Here is a 17,147-nt window from a genome sequence, read left to right as displayed (position 1 = left end):
CAGGCACCGCGCGGCGCGTTCGCACCCGCATTGCAGTGGGTTTGCCCCACCTTACCATCCCACGAATATCATTTATGTGCGGTGCACCACATCGTCGCGACGCGTTGCCGCATACAAAGCCCCTGCGGATTACCAAGACGGGCCAACACTGGCGCGTGGTGGCTATCATGGAGGCAAGCTTGCGAAATCGTAACCTGCTGAGGCGAAGCAAAGCAGTGAAAAGCGAAGCAGTGAACACTCTGTTACGCTTGGAGGCGGTACGTGCGGTACCTGCAGACAAATGGCGGCATAGTGGCCGCCCTCTCGTTGCGCCGTCAGGCAATATGGTCCCGCCGTCAGGAATCGAACCTGAATCTCACGCTTAGGAGGCGCGTGCACTATCCATTGTGCTACGGCGAGAAGGCGCCATCATCGACGCCACGCAATCCGGTGGCCTGTGCGAAGCTGCGTACCCGCAGCATGGCCGTGCTGCCTGCTGCCAGGTAATCGCCAGGATCGCGGGGTCCGTAAGGATACCACGAGCGCCAGTGTGCCGGGATATGGGCACAATGCGTGCCGGGAGCGATGCCTTCGTCCGGCAGCCCGTTTGCCTCGTTGCCGATCCACCCCATATTTTACCGTAAGGCCTGGTGTGGCCTACATTGGCCAATCGCCCGATAGGGGGCCACGCGCGGTGGCTCGCGTCCGACCGGTACAATGGGTGTTTTCTGTCCTTTCCCTGACCCGATGTCGCTGTTTTCCATCACTGGCGCGCAACTCGCGTTCGGCCATGTCGCGCTGCTCGACCACGCGGACTTCTCGATCGAGCCGGGCGAGCGGGTGGGCCTGATTGGCCGCAACGGTGCGGGCAAGTCATCGTTGCTGAAGATCGTCGCCGGCCTGGCCAAGCCCGACGACGGCTTGATCACTCGCACGCAGGCGCTCACGACTGTCTACGTGCCGCAAGAGCCGGTCTTCGACGCCGGCATGCACGTGTTCGATGCGGTGGCCGCAGGGCTGGAGCACACCCGTGCGCTGCTCGACGAGTATGACCGTGTGGCGCATGAGCTAGCCGATACGCCCGAGGGCCCGTCGCATGACGCGTTGCTAACGCGCATGAATGCGCTGCAGGGCGCGCTGGACGCGCATGACGGATGGGCATGGCGCACCCGGGTCGCGACCACGCTCGCCCAACTGGGCTTGGAGGGCGACGCGCGGGTGGATCAGCTCTCTGGCGGCCTGCTCAAGCGCGTTGCGCTGGCACGCGCGCTAGTGACGCAGCCCGATGTGCTACTGCTGGACGAGCCGACCAACCATCTCGATTTTGATTCGATACGCTGGCTCGAGGAACTGTTGTTGTCGCTGCGCGGCAGCGTATTGTTCATCACGCACGATCGCGCGTTCCTCGACCGTGTCGCGACCCGCATCGTCGAACTCGATCGTGGGCGCTTGCTGTCATACCCGGGCAACTTTTCGGCCTATCAGACCCGCAAGGCGCAGCAACTCGAAGTGCAGGCGGTCGAGAACGCGAAGTTCGACAAGTTGCTCGCCCAGGAGGAAATCTGGATCCGCAAGGGCGTCGAGGCGCGTCGCACGCGCAGCGTCGGACGCATCGCGCGTCTCGTGCAGATGCGCAATGAGCGCGCGCAGCGGCGCAATGTGCAGGGCAACGTGCGCCTTGACGTGAGCCAGGCCGACAAGTCTGGCAAGATCGTCGCCGAGCTGACCGACGTGACCAAGCGCTACGGTGAGCAAACGGTCGTCGCCTGTTTTTCAACCACCGTGATGCGTGGTGACAAAATTGGCTTTGTCGGCCCAAACGGCGCGGGCAAGACCACGTTGCTCAAGCTGCTGCTCGGCGAGATTGCGCCGGACGAAGGCCGCAGGCGTACCGGCACGAATCTGCAGATTGCATACTTTGACCAGATGCGTGCGCAGTTGGACCCAGAGCGCAGCCTCGCGGACACGATCAGTCCGGGCAGCGACTGGGTGGAGATCAACGGTGCACGCAAGCATGTGATGAGCTACCTGGGCGACTTTCTGTTTTCGCCAGAACGCGCCCGCTCGCCCGTCAAGTCATTGTCCGGCGGCGAGCGCAACCGGCTGTTGCTGGCGCGATTGTTCGCCCGGCCCGCGAATGTGCTGGTATTGGACGAGCCGACCAACGACCTGGACATTCCGACGCTCGAGTTGCTCGAGGAATTGTTGACCGACTATGACGGCACGGTGCTACTCGTGAGCCACGATCGCACGTTCCTGGACAATGTTGTCACGTCGGTGATCGCGGCGGAAGGAAACGGGCAGTGGCGCGAGTACGTTGGCGGCTTCTCGGACTGGCAGACGCAGAAGGCGCGCGCCGATGCGCTGGCGCAGGCCAGTGCTGCGCCGTCGGCGAAGGCCGCTGCCAACCTCCCGGCCACACCGCGAGGCGACGGTGCGTTGCATGACACCCCCAGTGCCGCCTCGGGACGCAACGACAAGCGCGGCGTCAAGCTGACGTTCAATGAGCAGCGTGAGCTAGATGCATTGCCGGAGCGGATTACGCAACTCGAGGCGGAGCAGCAGTCCATTGGTGCGCGGCTGGAAGACGGGTCGATCTTTGTGACGGATCCGGCCGAAGGCACGCGGCTCACCGAACGCTATGCGGCAATCGACGACGAACTGTTGGCCGCGCTCGAGCGCTGGGAGGGGCTGGAGGCCAAGCGCAAGCCGGTAAAATAGCGCGCGTTCTCACCCCGGCCGACGGCAGCGCGCACGATTCGCGGGCATCGTGACGAGCGAGTTGTTTCGGCAGGGCTTTTTCAAGCATTCAACGAATTGTCCACGCGTTTGTCCACAGCAACTGTGGATAACGGCGGAATTTATCGGAATATGGCTACAAAGAAATCCGGTCCCGCATACAGCGAAGCGTCGATCAAGGTGCTCAAGGGGCTCGAGCCGGTGAAACAACGGCCGGGTATGTACACGCGCACGGAGAATCCGCTGCATATCGTGCAGGAGGTGATCGACAACGCGTCGGACGAGGCATTGGGCGGATTTGGCGCGCAAATCGTTGTGACGCTGCATACCGACGGCTCGGTCAGCGTTGAGGATGACGGGCGGGGTATTCCGTTCGGCCCGCACCCTGAAGAAGGGGTGCCGGTGGTGGAGATCGTCTTCACCCGATTGCATGCGGGCGGCAAGTTCGACAAGGCCGCGGGGGGGGCGTATACCTTCTCCGGCGGCTTGCATGGCGTGGGCGTGTCCGTGACCAATGCCTTGTCGCAGCGGCTCGACGTCACCGTGTGGCGCGACGGCAAGGTGGCCGATATCGGCTTCTCGCACGGCGAGGTGGTGCGCGCGCTCACCGTGCGTGCGGCCAATGGCCGCATGGACAAGAAATCTGGCACTCGGGTCACGGCATGGCCTGACCCGAAATACTTCGATTCAGCCAATCTGCCGCAGTCCGAACTGCAGCGTTTATTGCGCTCCAAGGCCGTGCTGTTGCCCGGTGTCGAGGTGGTGTTAATCATCGAAAAAACCGGCGAGCGGCAGTCATGGAAATACGAAGATGGACTGCGTGGCTATCTGCTCGAGGGCCTGGCCGGCTACGATACGTTGATTCCGCTGTTTGAGGGTGAGCGGTACGCCGGGTCGTCACGCACGAGCGACGATACGTTCGCTGAGGGCGAGGGCGCATCGTGGGTCGTCGCCTGGTCCGAGGAGGGCCCGCTGTTACGTGAGTCGTACGTGAACCTCATTCCGACGCCGGCGGGCGGCACCCACGAGTCCGGGTTGCGCGATGGCCTGTTCCAGGCGGTCAAGAGCTTTGTCGAACTGCATAGCTTACAGCCCAAAGGCGTCAAGCTGCTCGCCGAGGATGTGTTCGCCCGGGTCTCGTTCGTGCTATCCGCGAAGGTGCTCGATCCGCAATTCCAAGGTCAGATCAAGGAGCGGCTCAACAGCCGGGATGCAGTCCGACTGGTATCCTCGTTCGTGCGACCGAGCTTGGAGCTGTGGCTCAACCAGCATGTCGAGCATGGACGCAAGCTGGCCGAATTGGTGATCAAGCAGGCGCAGGCGCGCACCCGCGCCGGCCAGAAGGTTGAGAAGCGCAAGAGTTCCGGCGTGGCGGTGTTGCCCGGCAAGCTGGTCGATTGTGAGTCGACTGAGGTGGCGCGCAACGAGTTGTTCCTGGTTGAGGGCGATTCCGCGGGCGGCTCGGCGAAGATGGGGCGCGACAAGGAGTTCCAGGCGATTCTGCCGCTGCGCGGCAAGGTCCTCAACACGTGGGAGACGGAGCGCGACCGGCTGTTCGCGAACAATGAAGTGCATGACATCGCGGTGGCGATCGGCGTCGATCCGCACGCGAGCGACGATGCGATCGACCTGTCGAATCTGCGTTACGGCAAGATCTGCATCCTGTCGGATGCAGACGTGGACGGCTCGCATATCCAGGTGCTGCTGCTCACGCTGTTTTTCCGCCACTTCCCACAACTTATCGAGCGCGGCCATGTGTATGTGGCGCGCCCGCCGCTGTTTCGCGTGGACGCGCCGGCTCGAGGCAAGAAGCCGGCGCAAAAGCGCTATGCGCTGGACGAAGGCGAGCTTGAGGCGATACTGGACAAGTTGCGCAAGGAGGGGGTGCGTGAGTCCGCGTGGACGATCTCGCGCTTCAAGGGGCTGGGCGAAATGAATGCCGAGCAGTTGTGGGACACGACGATGAACCCGGATACCCGGCGGCTGATGCCCGTGCAATTGGGCGGCCTAGATTTCGATGCAACCATCGGGCGCATGACGATGCTGATGGGCAAGGGAGAAGCCGCTGCTCGCCGCGCGTGGCTCGAGGAAAAGGGCAACGAGGCGCAGGCGGACATCTGACACAGGGTGCGCACGTGGCGCCGCTAGAGGCTGCTGCGCGCATTGCCCGCTGGACTTGAATTTGAGACTGTCACCCGATGAGTGAAGAACTGGAATTGGATTTTTCACCGCCTCCCGATGGCGAGTACCTGACGCTGGGCGACTACGCCGAGCGTGCCTACCTCGACTATGCGGTGTCGGTCGTCAAGAGTCGTGCGCTGCCCGATGTGACCGATGGCCAGAAGCCGGTGCAACGTCGCATCCTGTATGCGATGCACGAGATGGGACTAGCGGCCGACGCGAAGCCGGTCAAGTCGGCGCGCGTGGTCGGCGACGTGCTTGGCAAATACCACCCGCATGGCGATTCGTCCGCGTATGAGGCGCTGGTGCGGCTGGCGCAGGACTTCTCGATGCGCTACCCGCTGATCGACGGGCAGGGCAACTTCGGCTCGCGCGATGGCGACGGCGCCGCGGCGATGCGCTATACCGAAGCGAGGCTCACGCCGATTGCACGGCTGCTGCTCGATGAGATCGATCAGGGCACCGTCGACTTCATTCCGAACTACGACGGCTCGTTCGAGGAGCCCAAGTCGTTACCGGTGCGCTTGCCGTTCGTGCTGCTCAACGGCGCATCGGGCATTGCGGTTGGCATGGCCACTGAGATTCCACCTCACAACCTGCGTGAGGTCACGCAGGCGGCGATCGAACTGATCCGCAATCCGGGCCTGGATCATGCAGCGCTGATGGAGCGGATGCCGGGCCCGGACTTCCCGGGGGGCGGCCAGGTCATCTCCAGTCCGGCGGAGATTTCCGCGGCATATGAAAGCGGCCGAGGCAGCCTGAAGGTGCGCGCGCGCTGGAAGATCGAGGAATTGGCGCGCGGGCAGTGGCAACTGGTGATGACGGAACTGCCGCCCGGCACGTCGTCGCAGAAGGTGCTGGAAGAAATCGAGGAGTTGACCAACCCGAAGATCAAGCTTGGCAAGAAGACATTAACGCCGGAGCAACTGCAGACCAAGCAGAGCCTACTTGCGCTGCTCGACGCGGTGCGCGACGAGTCTGGCAAGGACTCGCCGGTGCGGCTCGTGTTCGAGCCGAAGTCCAGCCGCATCGACCAGACCGAGTTCGTCAATACGTTGCTCGCGTACACGAGCTTGGAATCCAGCGCGCCGATCAACTTGGTGATGATCGGCGCCGATGGCCGGCCGCGGCAAAAGGGGCTGGGCGAGATCCTGCGCGAATGGATCGGCTACCGCTTCGCGACCGTGACGCGGCGCACGCGGTTTAGGCTGTCCAAGGTGCAGGATCGGATCCATATCTTGGAAGGGCGGATGATCGTCTTTCTGAACCTGGACGAAGTGATCCGGATCATTCGCGAGTCAGACGAACCGAAGGCGGCGCTCATCGCGGCCTTTGGGCTATCGCAGCGGCAGGCGGACGACATTCTCGAAATCCGTTTGCGTCAATTGGCGCGACTGGAAAAGATTAAGATTGAGCAGGAACTGAGCGAGTTGCGCGACGAAAAGATCCGGCTCGAGGAACTGCTGGGCAGCGACGTGGCGATGAAGCGGCTGATCATCAAGGAAATCGAAACCGATGCGAAGCAGTTTGGCGATGCGCGCCGCACGCTAATCCAGCAGGACAAGCGCGCGACGCTCGAGGCGCGGATCGTCGACGAACCGGTGACGGTCGTCGTCTCACAGCGCGGCTGGGTCCGTGCGCTGAAGGGTCACGGGCTGGATGCAGCAAGCTTCACGTTCAAGGCTGGCGACAGCTTGTATGCCGCGTTCCAGTGCCGCACGCCCGATACGCTGGTGGCGTGGGGCAGCAATGGTCGCGTGTATTCGGTGCCGGTCGCGGCGCTGCCGGGCGGGCGCGGCGATGGCGTGCCGGTCACCTCGTTGATCGAGTTGGAGGCCGGCACCCATTTGATGCACTATTTCGCTGCACCGCTGGAGCAGCCGTTGCTGCTCGCGTCGAGCAACGGCTTCGGTTTCATCGCGCGGATCGGCGACATGATTAGCCGCGTGAAGGCCGGCAAGTCGTTCATGGCAATCGATGCCGGCGCGTGGCCGCTCGCGCCGATGCCCGTGTGGCCGGATGCCTCGCAGGTCGCATGCCTGGCACTCGGTGCGAAGGACGAAACACGTCTGCTGGTGTTCGGGATGGACGAGATGAAGACATTGTCCAGCGGCGGACGTGGCGTGACATTGATTGGCCTGGACGGCAACGAGCAGTTGCGCCAAGCGCTGGCGATCGGCCAGGCTGGGCTGTTGCTCAGCGGCGCCGGGCGGGGCGGCAAGCCGCAGCAGCAGGCACTGGTTGGCGAGGCGCTCGCGCCCTACGTCGGCAAGCGTGCGCGTCGTGGCAAGGCGCCGGCGGTCAAGTTCAAGGTGTCGGGTATGCGTCCGGTATTGCCCGGGCAGTCGGCATGACGATTAGGGAGGAACGAACATGTTGAAAGTGCTGGAGGCGGCGATGTTCTTGCACATCGCCGCAGTAGTGACATGGGTCGGCGGCATGACGTTCGTGCAATTTTGCCTGCGTCCAGCGTTGTCCGACGTATCGCCGCAATTGCGCCTGCCGTTGCTTGATTCGGTGTTCGGCCGGTTCTTCCGGCTGGTCGCGGTGGCGATCGTCGTGATGCTGGCCACTGGCATATTCATGTGGGTGACGCTGGGCGGCGCGCAGGCGAACTGGCCGACGCACGCGATGGCCGCGATCGGTGTATTCATGATGCTCCTGTTCGGCCACATCCGTTTCGCGTTATACCCGCGGCTGCAGCGCGCGGTCCAAGCGCAGAACTGGCCGGACGGCGCCCGCGTCGTCGCGGGCCTGCGCCGGCTAGTGGCGGTCAACCTCGCGCTCGGTGTAGTGGCCATTGCGCTGGGCGTGATTGGGCGTTTCTAATCGTGGCCGCTACGCGGTGTGCCAGAGGACCAGCATGTAGGTGAGTGCCACGGTCGCGTACACCGCATAGACCGGTACCTTGGTGCGACAGAAGCACGCCAGCGCGAATGCGGCGGTGACCGCGTAGATCGGCTCCATGGGTACTTGCCACGCGATCTTGGCGACGGCCGATACAAGAAATGCCGTTGTTGCCACGCGCAGCACCCGCATCGCGGATTTGAAGCGCGGATGCGATTCAAGCGCCTTCAAATTGCGCTGCGCGATCACCACCAGCGTTGCCGATGGCACGAATACCGAAAAAGTGGCGAGCAGTGCGCCGGGGATGTGTCCGACCAGATACCCGAAGAACGGCACCACGTTCAACAACGGACCAGGCGAGACCGGCGACAGCGCGAAGACAAACGTAAATTCGCTGTCGGAGATGTCCAGGATCGGCGGCACGAACAATGTCTTGAATACCGGCAGCGCCGAAAATCCGCCGCCGAATAGCGTCAGGCCCGCACCGACGAGCCGGGGCCATAGCAACAGCATGGCGCTGCTCGATGGCAGTGGCAGTGGCAGGGCGTACAGTCCGAGCAGCACGGCGAGCAAGACCAGCAACAGTGAGTCGGTGCGGCACAGCACGAATGCTGATTTCGTCTGCTGCTCGGACGCCGGACTCGTGAACCAACCCAGCGTAAACGCGGCGCCAAGCAGCGCGACATAGACGGCCGGGCTATGTAGGAACAGCAGCGTGACGCTGGCTACGATGGCCGTGGCCCAGTCAATCGGGCGTTGTACCAGGGTGCGCACCTGCTTGATCCAGGTCATGCCGATCAACGATGCCAGTACGACGCTGAAGTGCGTGACCAACGATTGCGACGCGAGCGCTGCCACGGCCGGCGTGCGATAGAACATCGCCATCACGGTCATCACAATCGCAAAGGGCAGCACGCTGCCAAGGCCGGCCATCCACGCGCCCCGCCAGCCCCGCAGTGCGGCGCCGACCTGGACTGCGACATTGCAGCCGACCGGCCCGGGAATCAACCAGGCCAGCGCAACCAGATTCAGGTAGTCGAGCCGGTTGAACAGTTGCTTGCGCTCAACATAGTGACGCTCCAGTTGCGCGATCAGTGACAGCCCACCCCATGAAACGGATGACAGCCCGGCAGTGACCAGCAGCAGCGACCATAAGGGTTCTTGGCGGGATGAGACAGGCTGCACCGCCTGAGGCTGATGCACTTCGCCATCGACGCCGGTGGCAGACGAGGGCGCCGGTGCAGCCGGTGGGGCGGTGACGGACGGCAAGTGAGATTGATTATGCGGCACGGCACGAGATTCAAGCGGACACACGTGGTTGCACGGCGTGCGTTGCTGCGACGCCTCCTGGCTCAGAAAGTGAACACACCCCGAAGCGCTCGAGCAGCGCATGCACCTCGTCGGGCGGTACCGGGTGCGAGAACAGAAAACCCTGTGCCTCGATGTTGCCCAGCCCCGACAGCCATGCGATCTGCTCTTCGGTTTCCGTGCCTTCGACGACCACGGTCAACCCCAGCGAGCGGGCCAAATTGACGATTGCCGACACCATGACGCAGACATTGCGGTCCGCGGGGAGGGCCTGGACGAACGAGCGATCGATCTTCAGTGTGTCGACGGCAAAACGATTCAAGTAGGACAGCGACGAATAGCCGGTGCCGAAGTCGTCCAGCGCAATGCGCACGCCAAGCCGCTTGAGCGCGGCGACCTTCTCCGACACGATTTCGGGATACTCCATCATTGCCGTTTCCGTGATCTCGAGTTCGATGCGCCGTGCGGGCAAGTTGTGGCGGCGCAGCGCCCGCTCCACGGTCCCGAACACGTCGCCGCGCCAGAACTGCACGGCCGAGATGTTGATGGCCAGCGACAGCGTGTCGTAGCCGAGCGAGGTCCATTGCGCGAGCTGCTGGCACGCGCTGTCGATCACGTATTCGCCGATCGGCACGACCAGGCCGGTAGATTCGGCGATCGTAATGAACTCGCTTGCGGTGATCTCGCCATGCTGCGGGTGGTTCCAGCGCAGCAGTGCCTCGAAGCCAGTGATGCAGCGGCGCGTCAAGTCGATCTTGGGCTGGTAGGCGAGGAACAACTGCCCCTCGGCAAGTGCAACGCGCAGTTGCTGCTCCCATTTCATCAAATGGTCGGCGCGGTGCGCGAGCTGCGGCGAATAGAACTGGTAGCACCCGCGGCCGGCATCCTTGGCGCTGTACATCGCCAGGTCGGCCTTTTTTAGCAAATCGATTTCACTTTCGTTGGCACTGGAGAGCAGCGCGATGCCGATGCTTGCGTGCAGCACGAATGAGCTGCCGCGCACGTCGAACGGCCTCATGAAACTGCCGGCAATCGCCTCGGCCAACTGAACCGCCTTCGGTTCGACATGATCCTCCTTGACGATCACAACGAACTCGTCGCCGCCGATGCGCGCGAGGATGCCTTTGCCATCGACCGTCTGCGCGAGCCGTGCCGATGTCATTTGTAGCACGATGTCGCCGGCGTTGTGGCCGAGCGTATCGTTGACCGTCTTGAAATTGTCCAGGTCGATGAACAACAACGCGAGCCGGCCGACGTTTGCTGGCTGCGAGACTTCGGTGCGCAAAATCTGCAGCGTCTGGTAGCGGTTTGGCAAGCCGGTCAGCAAGTCATACTCGACTAGGTGCGTCATCTCACGCTCACGGCCGAGCAGCTTGCGGATCAAGCTCGTGGCCACGCCGAAGAAGCCGAGAATCGCGATTGAAATGCATCCGGCCATCAATAAGTAGATATTGCGGGTGTGCTCGTAATCGGCAAATTCTTCCTTTTGCGACAGGCCAACCATGACGCCGAGCGGATAGCCGTCGATGTGGCGGTACGACACGATGCGCATCACGCCGTCGATCGGATCGCGGTAGGTGCCGGACACATGATCGGACAGCGGGTAGCTGCCGGTCGCGGAAAACGCGCCGGGTGCATTCAGCGTGTTGCCAGTGCGGCGCGCCAGCACCGCGCCGGTGTCGGCAATTACCGATATGACGCCGTTGCGGCCGATTGCCGCGCTGTTGTAGAAGTCATTGGTGAAATAGCTCGGATCTTCCGATACGACGACTACGCCCGCGAACGAGCCGTCGCGATGGTTGAGCCGGCGCGTGAGTTGCAACGTCCATTGGTGCGATACGCGACCCAATACCGGCTTGCTGATATACAGCTGGTCGAACGTCTCGTGCTTATGGACCTGAAAATGCTCACGATCGGACAGGTTCAGCGGCTTGGGCCGTGAATCCTCCGTATTCGCGATCAGGTAGCCATGCTCGTCGACCAGCGACACCTGGATCAGCGTGTCGCTCTGGATCACGCCCTTCTCGATCGTGCTGGCCAAGTTAAAGCGCTGCGGCGACTTCTCGAATTCGTATTTGACGAAGCGGGTGATCTGGTCGACCTGGTGAATGGCCTTGACCGTATGCTGTTCAAAAGCCGCGGACAGCAGCGCGGCCGAGGCCGTGGCTTCGCGCTGGGCGTTGTCCTGCTCGACTTGTAGCCGCGTATAGATCACCGCCCACAGCAGGATCAGCACCAGCAACCCGAGAAACGGGATGACCCACAGAGAGCGCTGCCTGGACACCGCCGCGTCACGGCGCAAGCGCGCCTCACGTGCGGAGGGAGTCAGCGGAAGAGTCATGGAGGCCAGGCCGTGATAGGGGTGAATATCCCCGTGCGGCGGCGTGTCCAATGCGATGGCGGGGCGTGATGCAGAGCCGCCAAAGGCCGTGCCGCGCGGGCGCTCAAATGATAGTAATCAAAACAGCGCCGCGCGCAAAACGACCCGACCTTGGGGTAGACGCGCAACGCCCGAATGCTGCCTGTAACGCCAGCAGATTATGCGCGAAGAATGGCGGCGCGCCTACAGCGCCCACTCGGGATGTGTAAGGATTCTGTCCGAAGTCGGCTAAATCGTGTCCGGAATGTTCCGTCTATGGCCGTTATCGCATTGCTGCCGATCCGCGGTTCTCGCTCCCTGTGGTTGGCGCGCCGCGGTTGGCGCGCCGCGGGGCAGGGCGCGGATGCCGTTATTCGACTTCGGCGATCAGTTCGATTTCCACGCAGGCACCCAGCGGGATCTGCGCGACGCCGAACGCCGAGCGGGCATGCTTGCCGCGTTCACCGAACACCGCCGCGAACAGCTCCGATGCCCCGTTCGTCACCAAGTGCTGCTCGGTGAAGTCCGGTGTCGAATTGACCAAGCTCATCACCTTGACAATGCGCTTGACGCGGTTCAGGTCGCCCACGTGCGCGTGCAGCGTCGCAATCAGATCGATGGCAATGCTGCGCGCCGCCTGTTGTCCTTCTTCCGTGCTGATCGTGTCACCGAGCTTGCCGGCCCAGACCTGTCCGTTCCTTTTGGCGATATGGCCGGACAGGAACACCGTCTTGCCTGCCTGCGCGCTCATCACGTAAGCGGCTGCCGGTGCGCCGGCCGTCGGTAGCGCGATGCCGAGCGCCTTCAGTTGATCGTATACATTCGACATGGGAACTCCAAAGGGGTTAGGAGAATACAAGGGGCGAGACCGGCCGGGCCAGATCAGGCCTGGGCCTGGACTAGGCTGGCCAGGCGCGCAATGCCCTCGTCGATCTGAACGGGCGGCACGGTCACGAACGACAATCGTAGCGTGTTGCGCCGTGCAGCACTTGCGCGGCGCGCCTCTGAGGGCGCCGTGACGCGATACGTAGGTGACACGCTACTCGCGCATTCTTTCCGATGGCGACCGTGGCGATCATACCCAGCGCCACCACCGCCAGGCCCTTGAGTCACCGCCGCGTTGGCCAGCGCTCGCGGCGCCGGGGCTGTCCGCGTTTCTGCCGCGGTACCTGGACAAGTCTTGAATTTGGCGCGGGCCGTCCCCATTTGCGCGGACACGGGTAAACCTGGCCTCGTGCCGTTGACGTCAACTCGCTGAAAGGACCTAGACTATGGCGCAAGAAACCATGAGCTTCCAGGCGGAAGTCAAGCAGCTTCTGCAACTGATGATTCACTCGCTGTACAGCAACAAGGAAATTTTCCTGCGTGAGCTGATTTCGAACGCGTCCGACGCGGCGGACAAGCTACGTTTCGAGGCGATCGCCGATGCCGGACTGTATGAAGACGACCCGAACCTGCGTATCCGGATCGCGTACGACAAGGCCGCACGCACGATTACGATCGACGACAACGGGATTGGCATGAGCCGTGACGACGCGGTCTCGCACCTAGGCACGATCGCGCGCTCGGGGACCAAGGAGTTCTTTGCCCAGCTGTCCGGCGATCAGCAAAAGGACGCGGCACTGATCGGCCAGTTCGGCGTCGGCTTCTATTCCGGCTTCATCGTCGCAGACCGGATCACCGTGGAATCGCGGCGCGCCGGCCTGCCCGCCGACCAGGCGGTGCGCTGGGAAAGCGCGGGCGACGGCGAATTCAGCGTCGAGACGATCCAACGCGCGCAGCGCGGCACGTCGATCACGCTGCATCTGCGCGAGGGCGAGGACGAGTTGCTGTCCTCCTACCGGCTCAAGTCGATCATCCAGAAGTACTCGGACCATATCGGCCTGCCGATCCTGATGAAGAAGGAGGAGTGGGACGCTGAAAAGAGCGAGATGGTTGTCAAGGACGAGGATGAGACCATCAACCAAGCCAGCGCCCTGTGGACGCGTGCCAAGAGCGAGATCAGCGACGAGCAGTACAAGCACTTCTACGAGCATTTGTCGCACGATCATGAGGCGCCGCTTGCCTGGACCCACAACCGCGTCGAGGGACGCAGCGAATATATCCAGTTGCTGTACGTGCCCGGTCGCGCTCCGTTCGATATGTGGAACCGCGATCATCGCGGCGGGCTGAAACTGTATGTGAAGCGCGTGTTCATCATGGACGAGGCCGAGCAGTTGTTGCCCAATTACCTTCGCTTCATCAAGGGCGTGGTCGATTCAAACGACCTGCCGTTGAACGTGTCGCGTGAGATTTTGCAGGAGAGCCGCGACGTGAAGGCGATCCGCGATGGTGTCACCAAGCGAGTGCTGTCGATGCTTGAGGAGTTGGCGGATGCCGATGACGATGCCGGCAAGCAAAAGTACGCGACATTCTGGCGCGAATTCGGCCAGGTGCTCAAGGAGGGCTTGGGTGAGGACTTCGCGAACCGGGAGCGCATTGCCAAGCTGCTGCGCTTCGCGTCAACGCAGACCGACAGCGCCGAGCAAAATGTGTCGCTGGCCGACTACGTCGCGCGGATGAAGCCGGAGCAGACGAAGATCTACTATGTGACCGCCGACAGTTGGCAGGCCGCGCGCAACAGTCCGCACCTGGAGGTATTCCGCAAGAAGGGTGTCGAGGTGCTGCTGCTGACCGATCGCGTCGACGAATGGATGCTGTCGTTCCTGCATGAGTTCGACGGCAAGCCGCTGGCCAGCGTCGCCCGTGGCGATCTGGATCTGGGTGCGTTGAACGACGAGGAGAAACAGGCTCAGGAAAAGGTCAATGAGGACCTGAAGCCGCTGGTCGAGCGGATGAAGGACGTGCTCAAGGAAAAGGCCAAGGACGTGCGCCTCACGTTCCGCCTGACCGACTCGCCAAGTTGCCTGGTGGCCGACGAGGGACAGATGAGTGGCTACCTGCAGCGACTGTTGAAGGCGGCCGGCCAGAAAGCGCCCGATTTCCATCCGATCCTCGAAGTGAACCCGGAACACGCGCTGATCAAGCGGTTGTCGCCGGATGCAGCGGACTTTGCTGACTGGTGCCATTTGTTGTTCGATCAGGCGCTGCTCGCCGAGGGGGGCGCGCTCGATGATCCAGCGAGCTTCGTCAAGCGCACTAACACGTTGTTGCTGTCGGACGCGCATTGAACGGCACGCTTGAGCGGCGCTCGGGCGGACGGTTTTCGGCGCACGGCGACGGTTGGCGGGCGCGACCGCGTGCCGCCTTCAGCGCCGCGCAAAAAGACTGGGTAACCCGTGCGGGCTCGCTCACGCGTCATTTGGGCACGCTCGGCCAGGTGACCGTGCGGGTCGTCTGCGAGAAGGTGGGTGTTGCGTGGCGCGACGAGGCGCGCGTGTTGCGCCTCGCACGCCGCGCGCCGGTGTGGATTCGCGAGGTCGTGCTCGCGGTGGATGGCGTGGCCGTGGTGGCCGCGCACAGCGTCACGCCGCTGCGTGCGAGCCGCGGCGTATGGCAGGCCGTGCGACGATTGCGTACGCGAGCGCTGGCCGAGCTGTTGTATGCGGACATGACGGTGACACGCTCGCCGATCGTCAGCCGGCGCGTCGATGGCGCCCATCCGCTGTACCGGTTCGCCGTCGCGCAGCTAGGCCAGGGTCGGCCGCACGCGTGCGTCGCGCGGCGCTCGGTGTTTACCCGTCATCGGCTGCCGCTGATGGTGACCGAGTGCTTCCTGCCAGCAATGTGGACCCTGACTACTGATTAAACCGCTCATGTTGCAAGGTTTTCCGCCGGTGATCAGGCTCGATACGACGATTCTGATGCTGGGCAGCTTTCCTGGCGAAGCATCGCTCGGGGCAGGGCAGTACTATGCCCATCCGCGCAATCAGTTCTGGCGGTTGTTGGGAGCCGTGCTGGGCGAGCCGGCATTGCACGAACTCGATTACGGGGTGCGGCTTGAACGCGTGCTAATGCACGGAATCGGGGTCTGGGACGTGCTCGCTGCCTGTCATCGAGAAGGCAGTCTTGATTCGGCGATTCGAAATGCGAAGCCGAACGACTTCAAGTCATTGCGAGAGCATGCGCCGAAGTTGAAGAAGGTATGTTTCAACGGGAAGACGGCGGGGCGGTTTGCCGATGTAATCAGTGCTGCCGGCTATGAGACGCTCGTACTGCCTTCATCGAGCCCGGCGTATGCGATGCTGTCGTTTGAACAGAAGCTCTCGTGCTGGCGGGAGATTCTCTCCTGACCACACCGCGATGCCGCGGGTAATGAATTCGCTTTGATTGCGACGGCGCTCGATGCCCTCGCGGATCGATTGCTCGACGAAACTCGACAGCGCTTCTCCTTCGCCGAGGACGCTTTCAGTGGCGTCACGCAGTTCCGGTTTGACCCGAATGGCCGAGCGACCCGTGGACAATCGCCGGTCGCCCCAACTCGATTACGGGTTGCGTAACCCGCCGCGCGGCCTCGGATGCTATGCTTCGGGCGAACAAAAACTGTGCAACATGCAAGACTTCGTTACATGACATCCTTGATCAAGCGCGCGCCGTCGCAAGCACGCACATTCCAGCGCGGTGAGCGGGCCGCGCAACCGTCGCGCGGCGCTGCCCGATGCACGCAACGCGACGAATACGCTAGCGCAGCGCAGCACGGGGTCGCGCCCATGCTCAAAGTCCCGCGCAAGGCCCGTTTTGCGCCGGTGACGTTTTCCGAAGAAGGGGGCGTGCGCTACCTGCATTTCGGCACAGAATGGATACAGGGCGCGATGCGGCTGAAAAAGCCGTTCGATATCGAGCTTGAATACGCGCAGCAGATGATGGCGTGGTTGCTCTTTCTCGCGCCGCCCAAGCGCATCGTGCAGTTGGGCTTGGGGGCGGCAGCCTTGACCAAGTTCTGCCATCGGCATTTCTTGCGCTCGCATGTCGATGCCGTGGAGTTGAACCCGGCGGTGATCATTGCCGCGCGCAGCATGTTTGAGTTGCCGCCCGACGACCGCCGCTTGAGCGTGCTCCAGATCGATGCATGGGATTTTGTCAATGACCCCGCGAATCACGGTACGATCGGCGCGATGCAGATCGACCTGTATGACGCAACCGCACGCGGCCCGGTGCTCGATTCCGTCGCATTTTATCGCGCGTGCCGCGCGTGCCTCGGCGCCGCCGCAGTGGTGACGATCAACCTGTTCGGCGACCATCCGAGCTTCGTGCGCAACCTGCGCCATTTGCGCGCGGCGTTCGATGCGCGGGTCATCGTGTTGCCCGAGGTGCATGAGGGCAACCGCGTCGTGCTGGCTTTCTCCGGGCCCGCGTTGTCGATTGACTGGAACGTACTGACCGAACGCGCGAAGGTCATTGAGAAGGCGTGTGGGTTGAGCGCCCGTAAGTGGATCGCCGCGCTACGTGAGGCGTCCGGCGCGCCCCGCCGCGACGCGCAAGGCAGCGCCGTCGGCGGGCATTTTATGATCTGAGTTCGTTTCCGTCACTCCCTCGTTTTCTCGTCTTGATCGCCGAAGGCGCGCTCCTAGACTCGGCGTTGCCGCGGCGAATGACGCGATCGCCGCTTGGTCTCCGGCTGCCTACCGAAGCCGGCTGCCGTGGCGAGCGCGGCGAAAAGAAGCTGAGCTATGTAGGCTATGCAAGCTGTTCATCGGATGGTACAACGGGCCTGAAACGCCGTGGCTGGCCGATGCACCGACGCGCCTCTGCTGCAACGCACGCTCAAGGACTTGGAACGTGCCTATGCCAACTT

Annotated in this window: 12 protein-coding genes, 1 tRNA gene and 2 pseudogenes; 8 read left to right on the top strand and 7 right to left on the bottom strand. The window is 62.8% G+C overall.

What is annotated here, in order from left to right; genetic code table 11:
* Positions 1 to 324: 324 nt before the first annotated feature.
* Positions 325 to 399, bottom strand: a tRNA-Arg gene (locus IHE30_RS11820).
* Between the two features lie 122 nt (positions 400 to 521).
* Positions 522 to 611: pseudogene (locus IHE30_RS11815) on the bottom strand (rubredoxin); the annotation flags it as partial.
* Between the two features lie 115 nt (positions 612 to 726).
* Between IHE30_RS11815 and IHE30_RS11810 the strand changes: the two are divergent.
* From IHE30_RS11810 to IHE30_RS11795, 4 genes are all read left to right on the top strand, one after another.
* The gene (locus IHE30_RS11810; RefSeq protein ID WP_337690824.1) at positions 727 to 2,700 is read left to right on the top strand and encodes an ATP-binding cassette domain-containing protein; all 1,974 of its coding nucleotides are present in this window, start codon (positions 727 to 729) and stop codon (positions 2,698 to 2,700) included.
* A 150-nt stretch (positions 2,701 to 2,850) separates the two neighbouring features.
* Positions 2,851 to 4,839, top strand: coding sequence for a DNA topoisomerase IV subunit B (locus tag IHE30_RS11805; RefSeq protein ID WP_337690822.1), 1,989 nt, complete (start codon positions 2,851 to 2,853; stop codon positions 4,837 to 4,839).
* Positions 4,840 to 4,916: 77 nt separating this feature from the next.
* On the top strand, positions 4,917 to 7,253 hold the full coding sequence (gene parC / locus IHE30_RS11800; protein WP_337690821.1) for a DNA topoisomerase IV subunit A: 2,337 nt from the start codon (positions 4,917 to 4,919) through the stop codon (positions 7,251 to 7,253).
* Positions 7,254 to 7,272: 19 nt separating this feature from the next.
* Entirely contained in the window at positions 7,273 to 7,728 is a 456-nt protein-coding gene (locus IHE30_RS11795) for a DUF4149 domain-containing protein (protein WP_337690819.1), read from the top strand.
* 9 nt (positions 7,729 to 7,737) lie between these two features.
* On the opposite strand, the gene IHE30_RS11790 is transcribed toward IHE30_RS11795, so the two are convergent.
* The 4 genes from IHE30_RS11790 to IHE30_RS11775 all read right to left on the bottom strand — a co-directional run bounded on the left by IHE30_RS11790 (position 7,738) and on the right by IHE30_RS11775 (position 12,451).
* The gene (locus IHE30_RS11790; RefSeq protein WP_337690817.1) at positions 7,738 to 9,138 is read right to left on the bottom strand and encodes a chromate transporter; all 1,401 of its coding nucleotides are present in this window, start codon (positions 9,136 to 9,138) and stop codon (positions 7,738 to 7,740) included.
* Positions 9,047 to 11,395, bottom strand: a complete 2,349-nt coding sequence (locus IHE30_RS11785) for a bifunctional diguanylate cyclase/phosphodiesterase (protein WP_337690816.1) — start codon at positions 11,393 to 11,395, stop codon at positions 9,047 to 9,049. The genes IHE30_RS11790 and IHE30_RS11785 overlap by 92 nt, the downstream gene beginning before the upstream one ends.
* Positions 11,396 to 11,783: 388 nt before the next feature.
* Positions 11,784 to 12,242: a RidA family protein gene (locus tag IHE30_RS11780; protein ID WP_337690815.1), complete on the bottom strand. Its 459-nt coding sequence runs from the start codon at positions 12,240 to 12,242 to the stop codon at positions 11,784 to 11,786.
* Between the two features lie 53 nt (positions 12,243 to 12,295).
* Positions 12,296 to 12,451 carry a hypothetical protein gene (locus IHE30_RS11775; protein WP_337690920.1) on the bottom strand — a complete coding sequence of 52 codons (156 nt, stop codon included), beginning with the start codon at positions 12,449 to 12,451 and terminating at the stop codon, positions 12,296 to 12,298.
* A gap of 233 nt (positions 12,452 to 12,684) precedes the next feature.
* Here IHE30_RS11775 and htpG point away from each other — a divergent pair, with 233 nt between their 5' ends.
* From htpG to IHE30_RS11760, 3 genes and pseudogenes are all read left to right on the top strand, one after another.
* On the top strand, positions 12,685 to 14,583 hold the full coding sequence (gene htpG / locus IHE30_RS11770; RefSeq protein WP_337690813.1) for a molecular chaperone HtpG: 1,899 nt from the start codon (positions 12,685 to 12,687) through the stop codon (positions 14,581 to 14,583).
* Positions 14,580 to 15,143 (top strand): annotated as a pseudogene (locus IHE30_RS11765) (chorismate--pyruvate lyase family protein); the annotation flags it as partial. The gene htpG and the pseudogene IHE30_RS11765, both read left to right, overlap by 4 nt.
* Before the next feature lie 25 nt (positions 15,144 to 15,168).
* Positions 15,169 to 15,645, top strand: coding sequence for a DNA-deoxyinosine glycosylase (locus tag IHE30_RS11760; protein ID WP_337690811.1), 477 nt, complete (start codon positions 15,169 to 15,171; stop codon positions 15,643 to 15,645).
* On the opposite strand, the gene IHE30_RS11755 is transcribed toward IHE30_RS11760, so the two are convergent.
* Positions 15,574 to 15,816, bottom strand: a complete 243-nt coding sequence (locus IHE30_RS11755) for a YlcI/YnfO family protein (protein WP_337690809.1) — start codon at positions 15,814 to 15,816, stop codon at positions 15,574 to 15,576. The genes IHE30_RS11760 and IHE30_RS11755 overlap by 72 nt on opposite strands.
* 105 nt (positions 15,817 to 15,921) lie before the next feature.
* Here IHE30_RS11755 and IHE30_RS11750 point away from each other — a divergent pair, with 105 nt between their 5' ends.
* Positions 15,922 to 16,866: a spermidine synthase gene (locus IHE30_RS11750; protein WP_337690807.1), complete on the top strand. Its 945-nt coding sequence runs from the start codon at positions 15,922 to 15,924 to the stop codon at positions 16,864 to 16,866.
* Positions 16,867 to 17,147: the final 281 nt, after the last annotated feature.

Origin of the sequence: Mycetohabitans sp. B46 (assembly GCF_037389205.1) — a bacterium.
Classification (GTDB): Bacteria; Pseudomonadota; Gammaproteobacteria; order Burkholderiales; family Burkholderiaceae; genus Mycetohabitans.
The sequence above is the reverse complement of the archived record's forward strand: the minus strand, read 5'-3'. Positions and strand labels throughout refer to the sequence as shown.

Bases quoted from the DNA above. Each gene is read 5' to 3' on its own strand.
- IHE30_RS11810 (WP_337690824.1), top strand. From the start codon at position 727: ATGTCGCTGTTTTCCATCACTGGCGCGCAACTCGCGTTCGGCCATGTC.
- IHE30_RS11805 (WP_337690822.1), top strand. From the start codon at position 2,851: ATGGCTACAAAGAAATCCGGTCCCGCATACAGCGAAGCGTCGATCAAG.
- parC (WP_337690821.1), top strand. From the start codon at position 4,917: ATGAGTGAAGAACTGGAATTGGATTTTTCACCGCCTCCCGATGGCGAG.
- IHE30_RS11795 (WP_337690819.1), top strand. From the start codon at position 7,273: ATGTTGAAAGTGCTGGAGGCGGCGATGTTCTTGCACATCGCCGCAGTA.
- IHE30_RS11790 (WP_337690817.1), bottom strand. From the start codon at position 9,138: ATGCGCTGCTCGAGCGCTTCGGGGTGTGTTCACTTTCTGAGCCAGGAG.
- IHE30_RS11785 (WP_337690816.1), bottom strand. From the start codon at position 11,395: ATGACTCTTCCGCTGACTCCCTCCGCACGTGAGGCGCGCTTGCGCCGT.
- IHE30_RS11780 (WP_337690815.1), bottom strand. From the start codon at position 12,242: ATGTCGAATGTATACGATCAACTGAAGGCGCTCGGCATCGCGCTACCG.
- htpG (WP_337690813.1), top strand. From the start codon at position 12,685: ATGGCGCAAGAAACCATGAGCTTCCAGGCGGAAGTCAAGCAGCTTCTG.
- IHE30_RS11760 (WP_337690811.1), top strand. From the start codon at position 15,169: ATGTTGCAAGGTTTTCCGCCGGTGATCAGGCTCGATACGACGATTCTG.
- IHE30_RS11750 (WP_337690807.1), top strand. From the start codon at position 15,922: ATGACATCCTTGATCAAGCGCGCGCCGTCGCAAGCACGCACATTCCAG.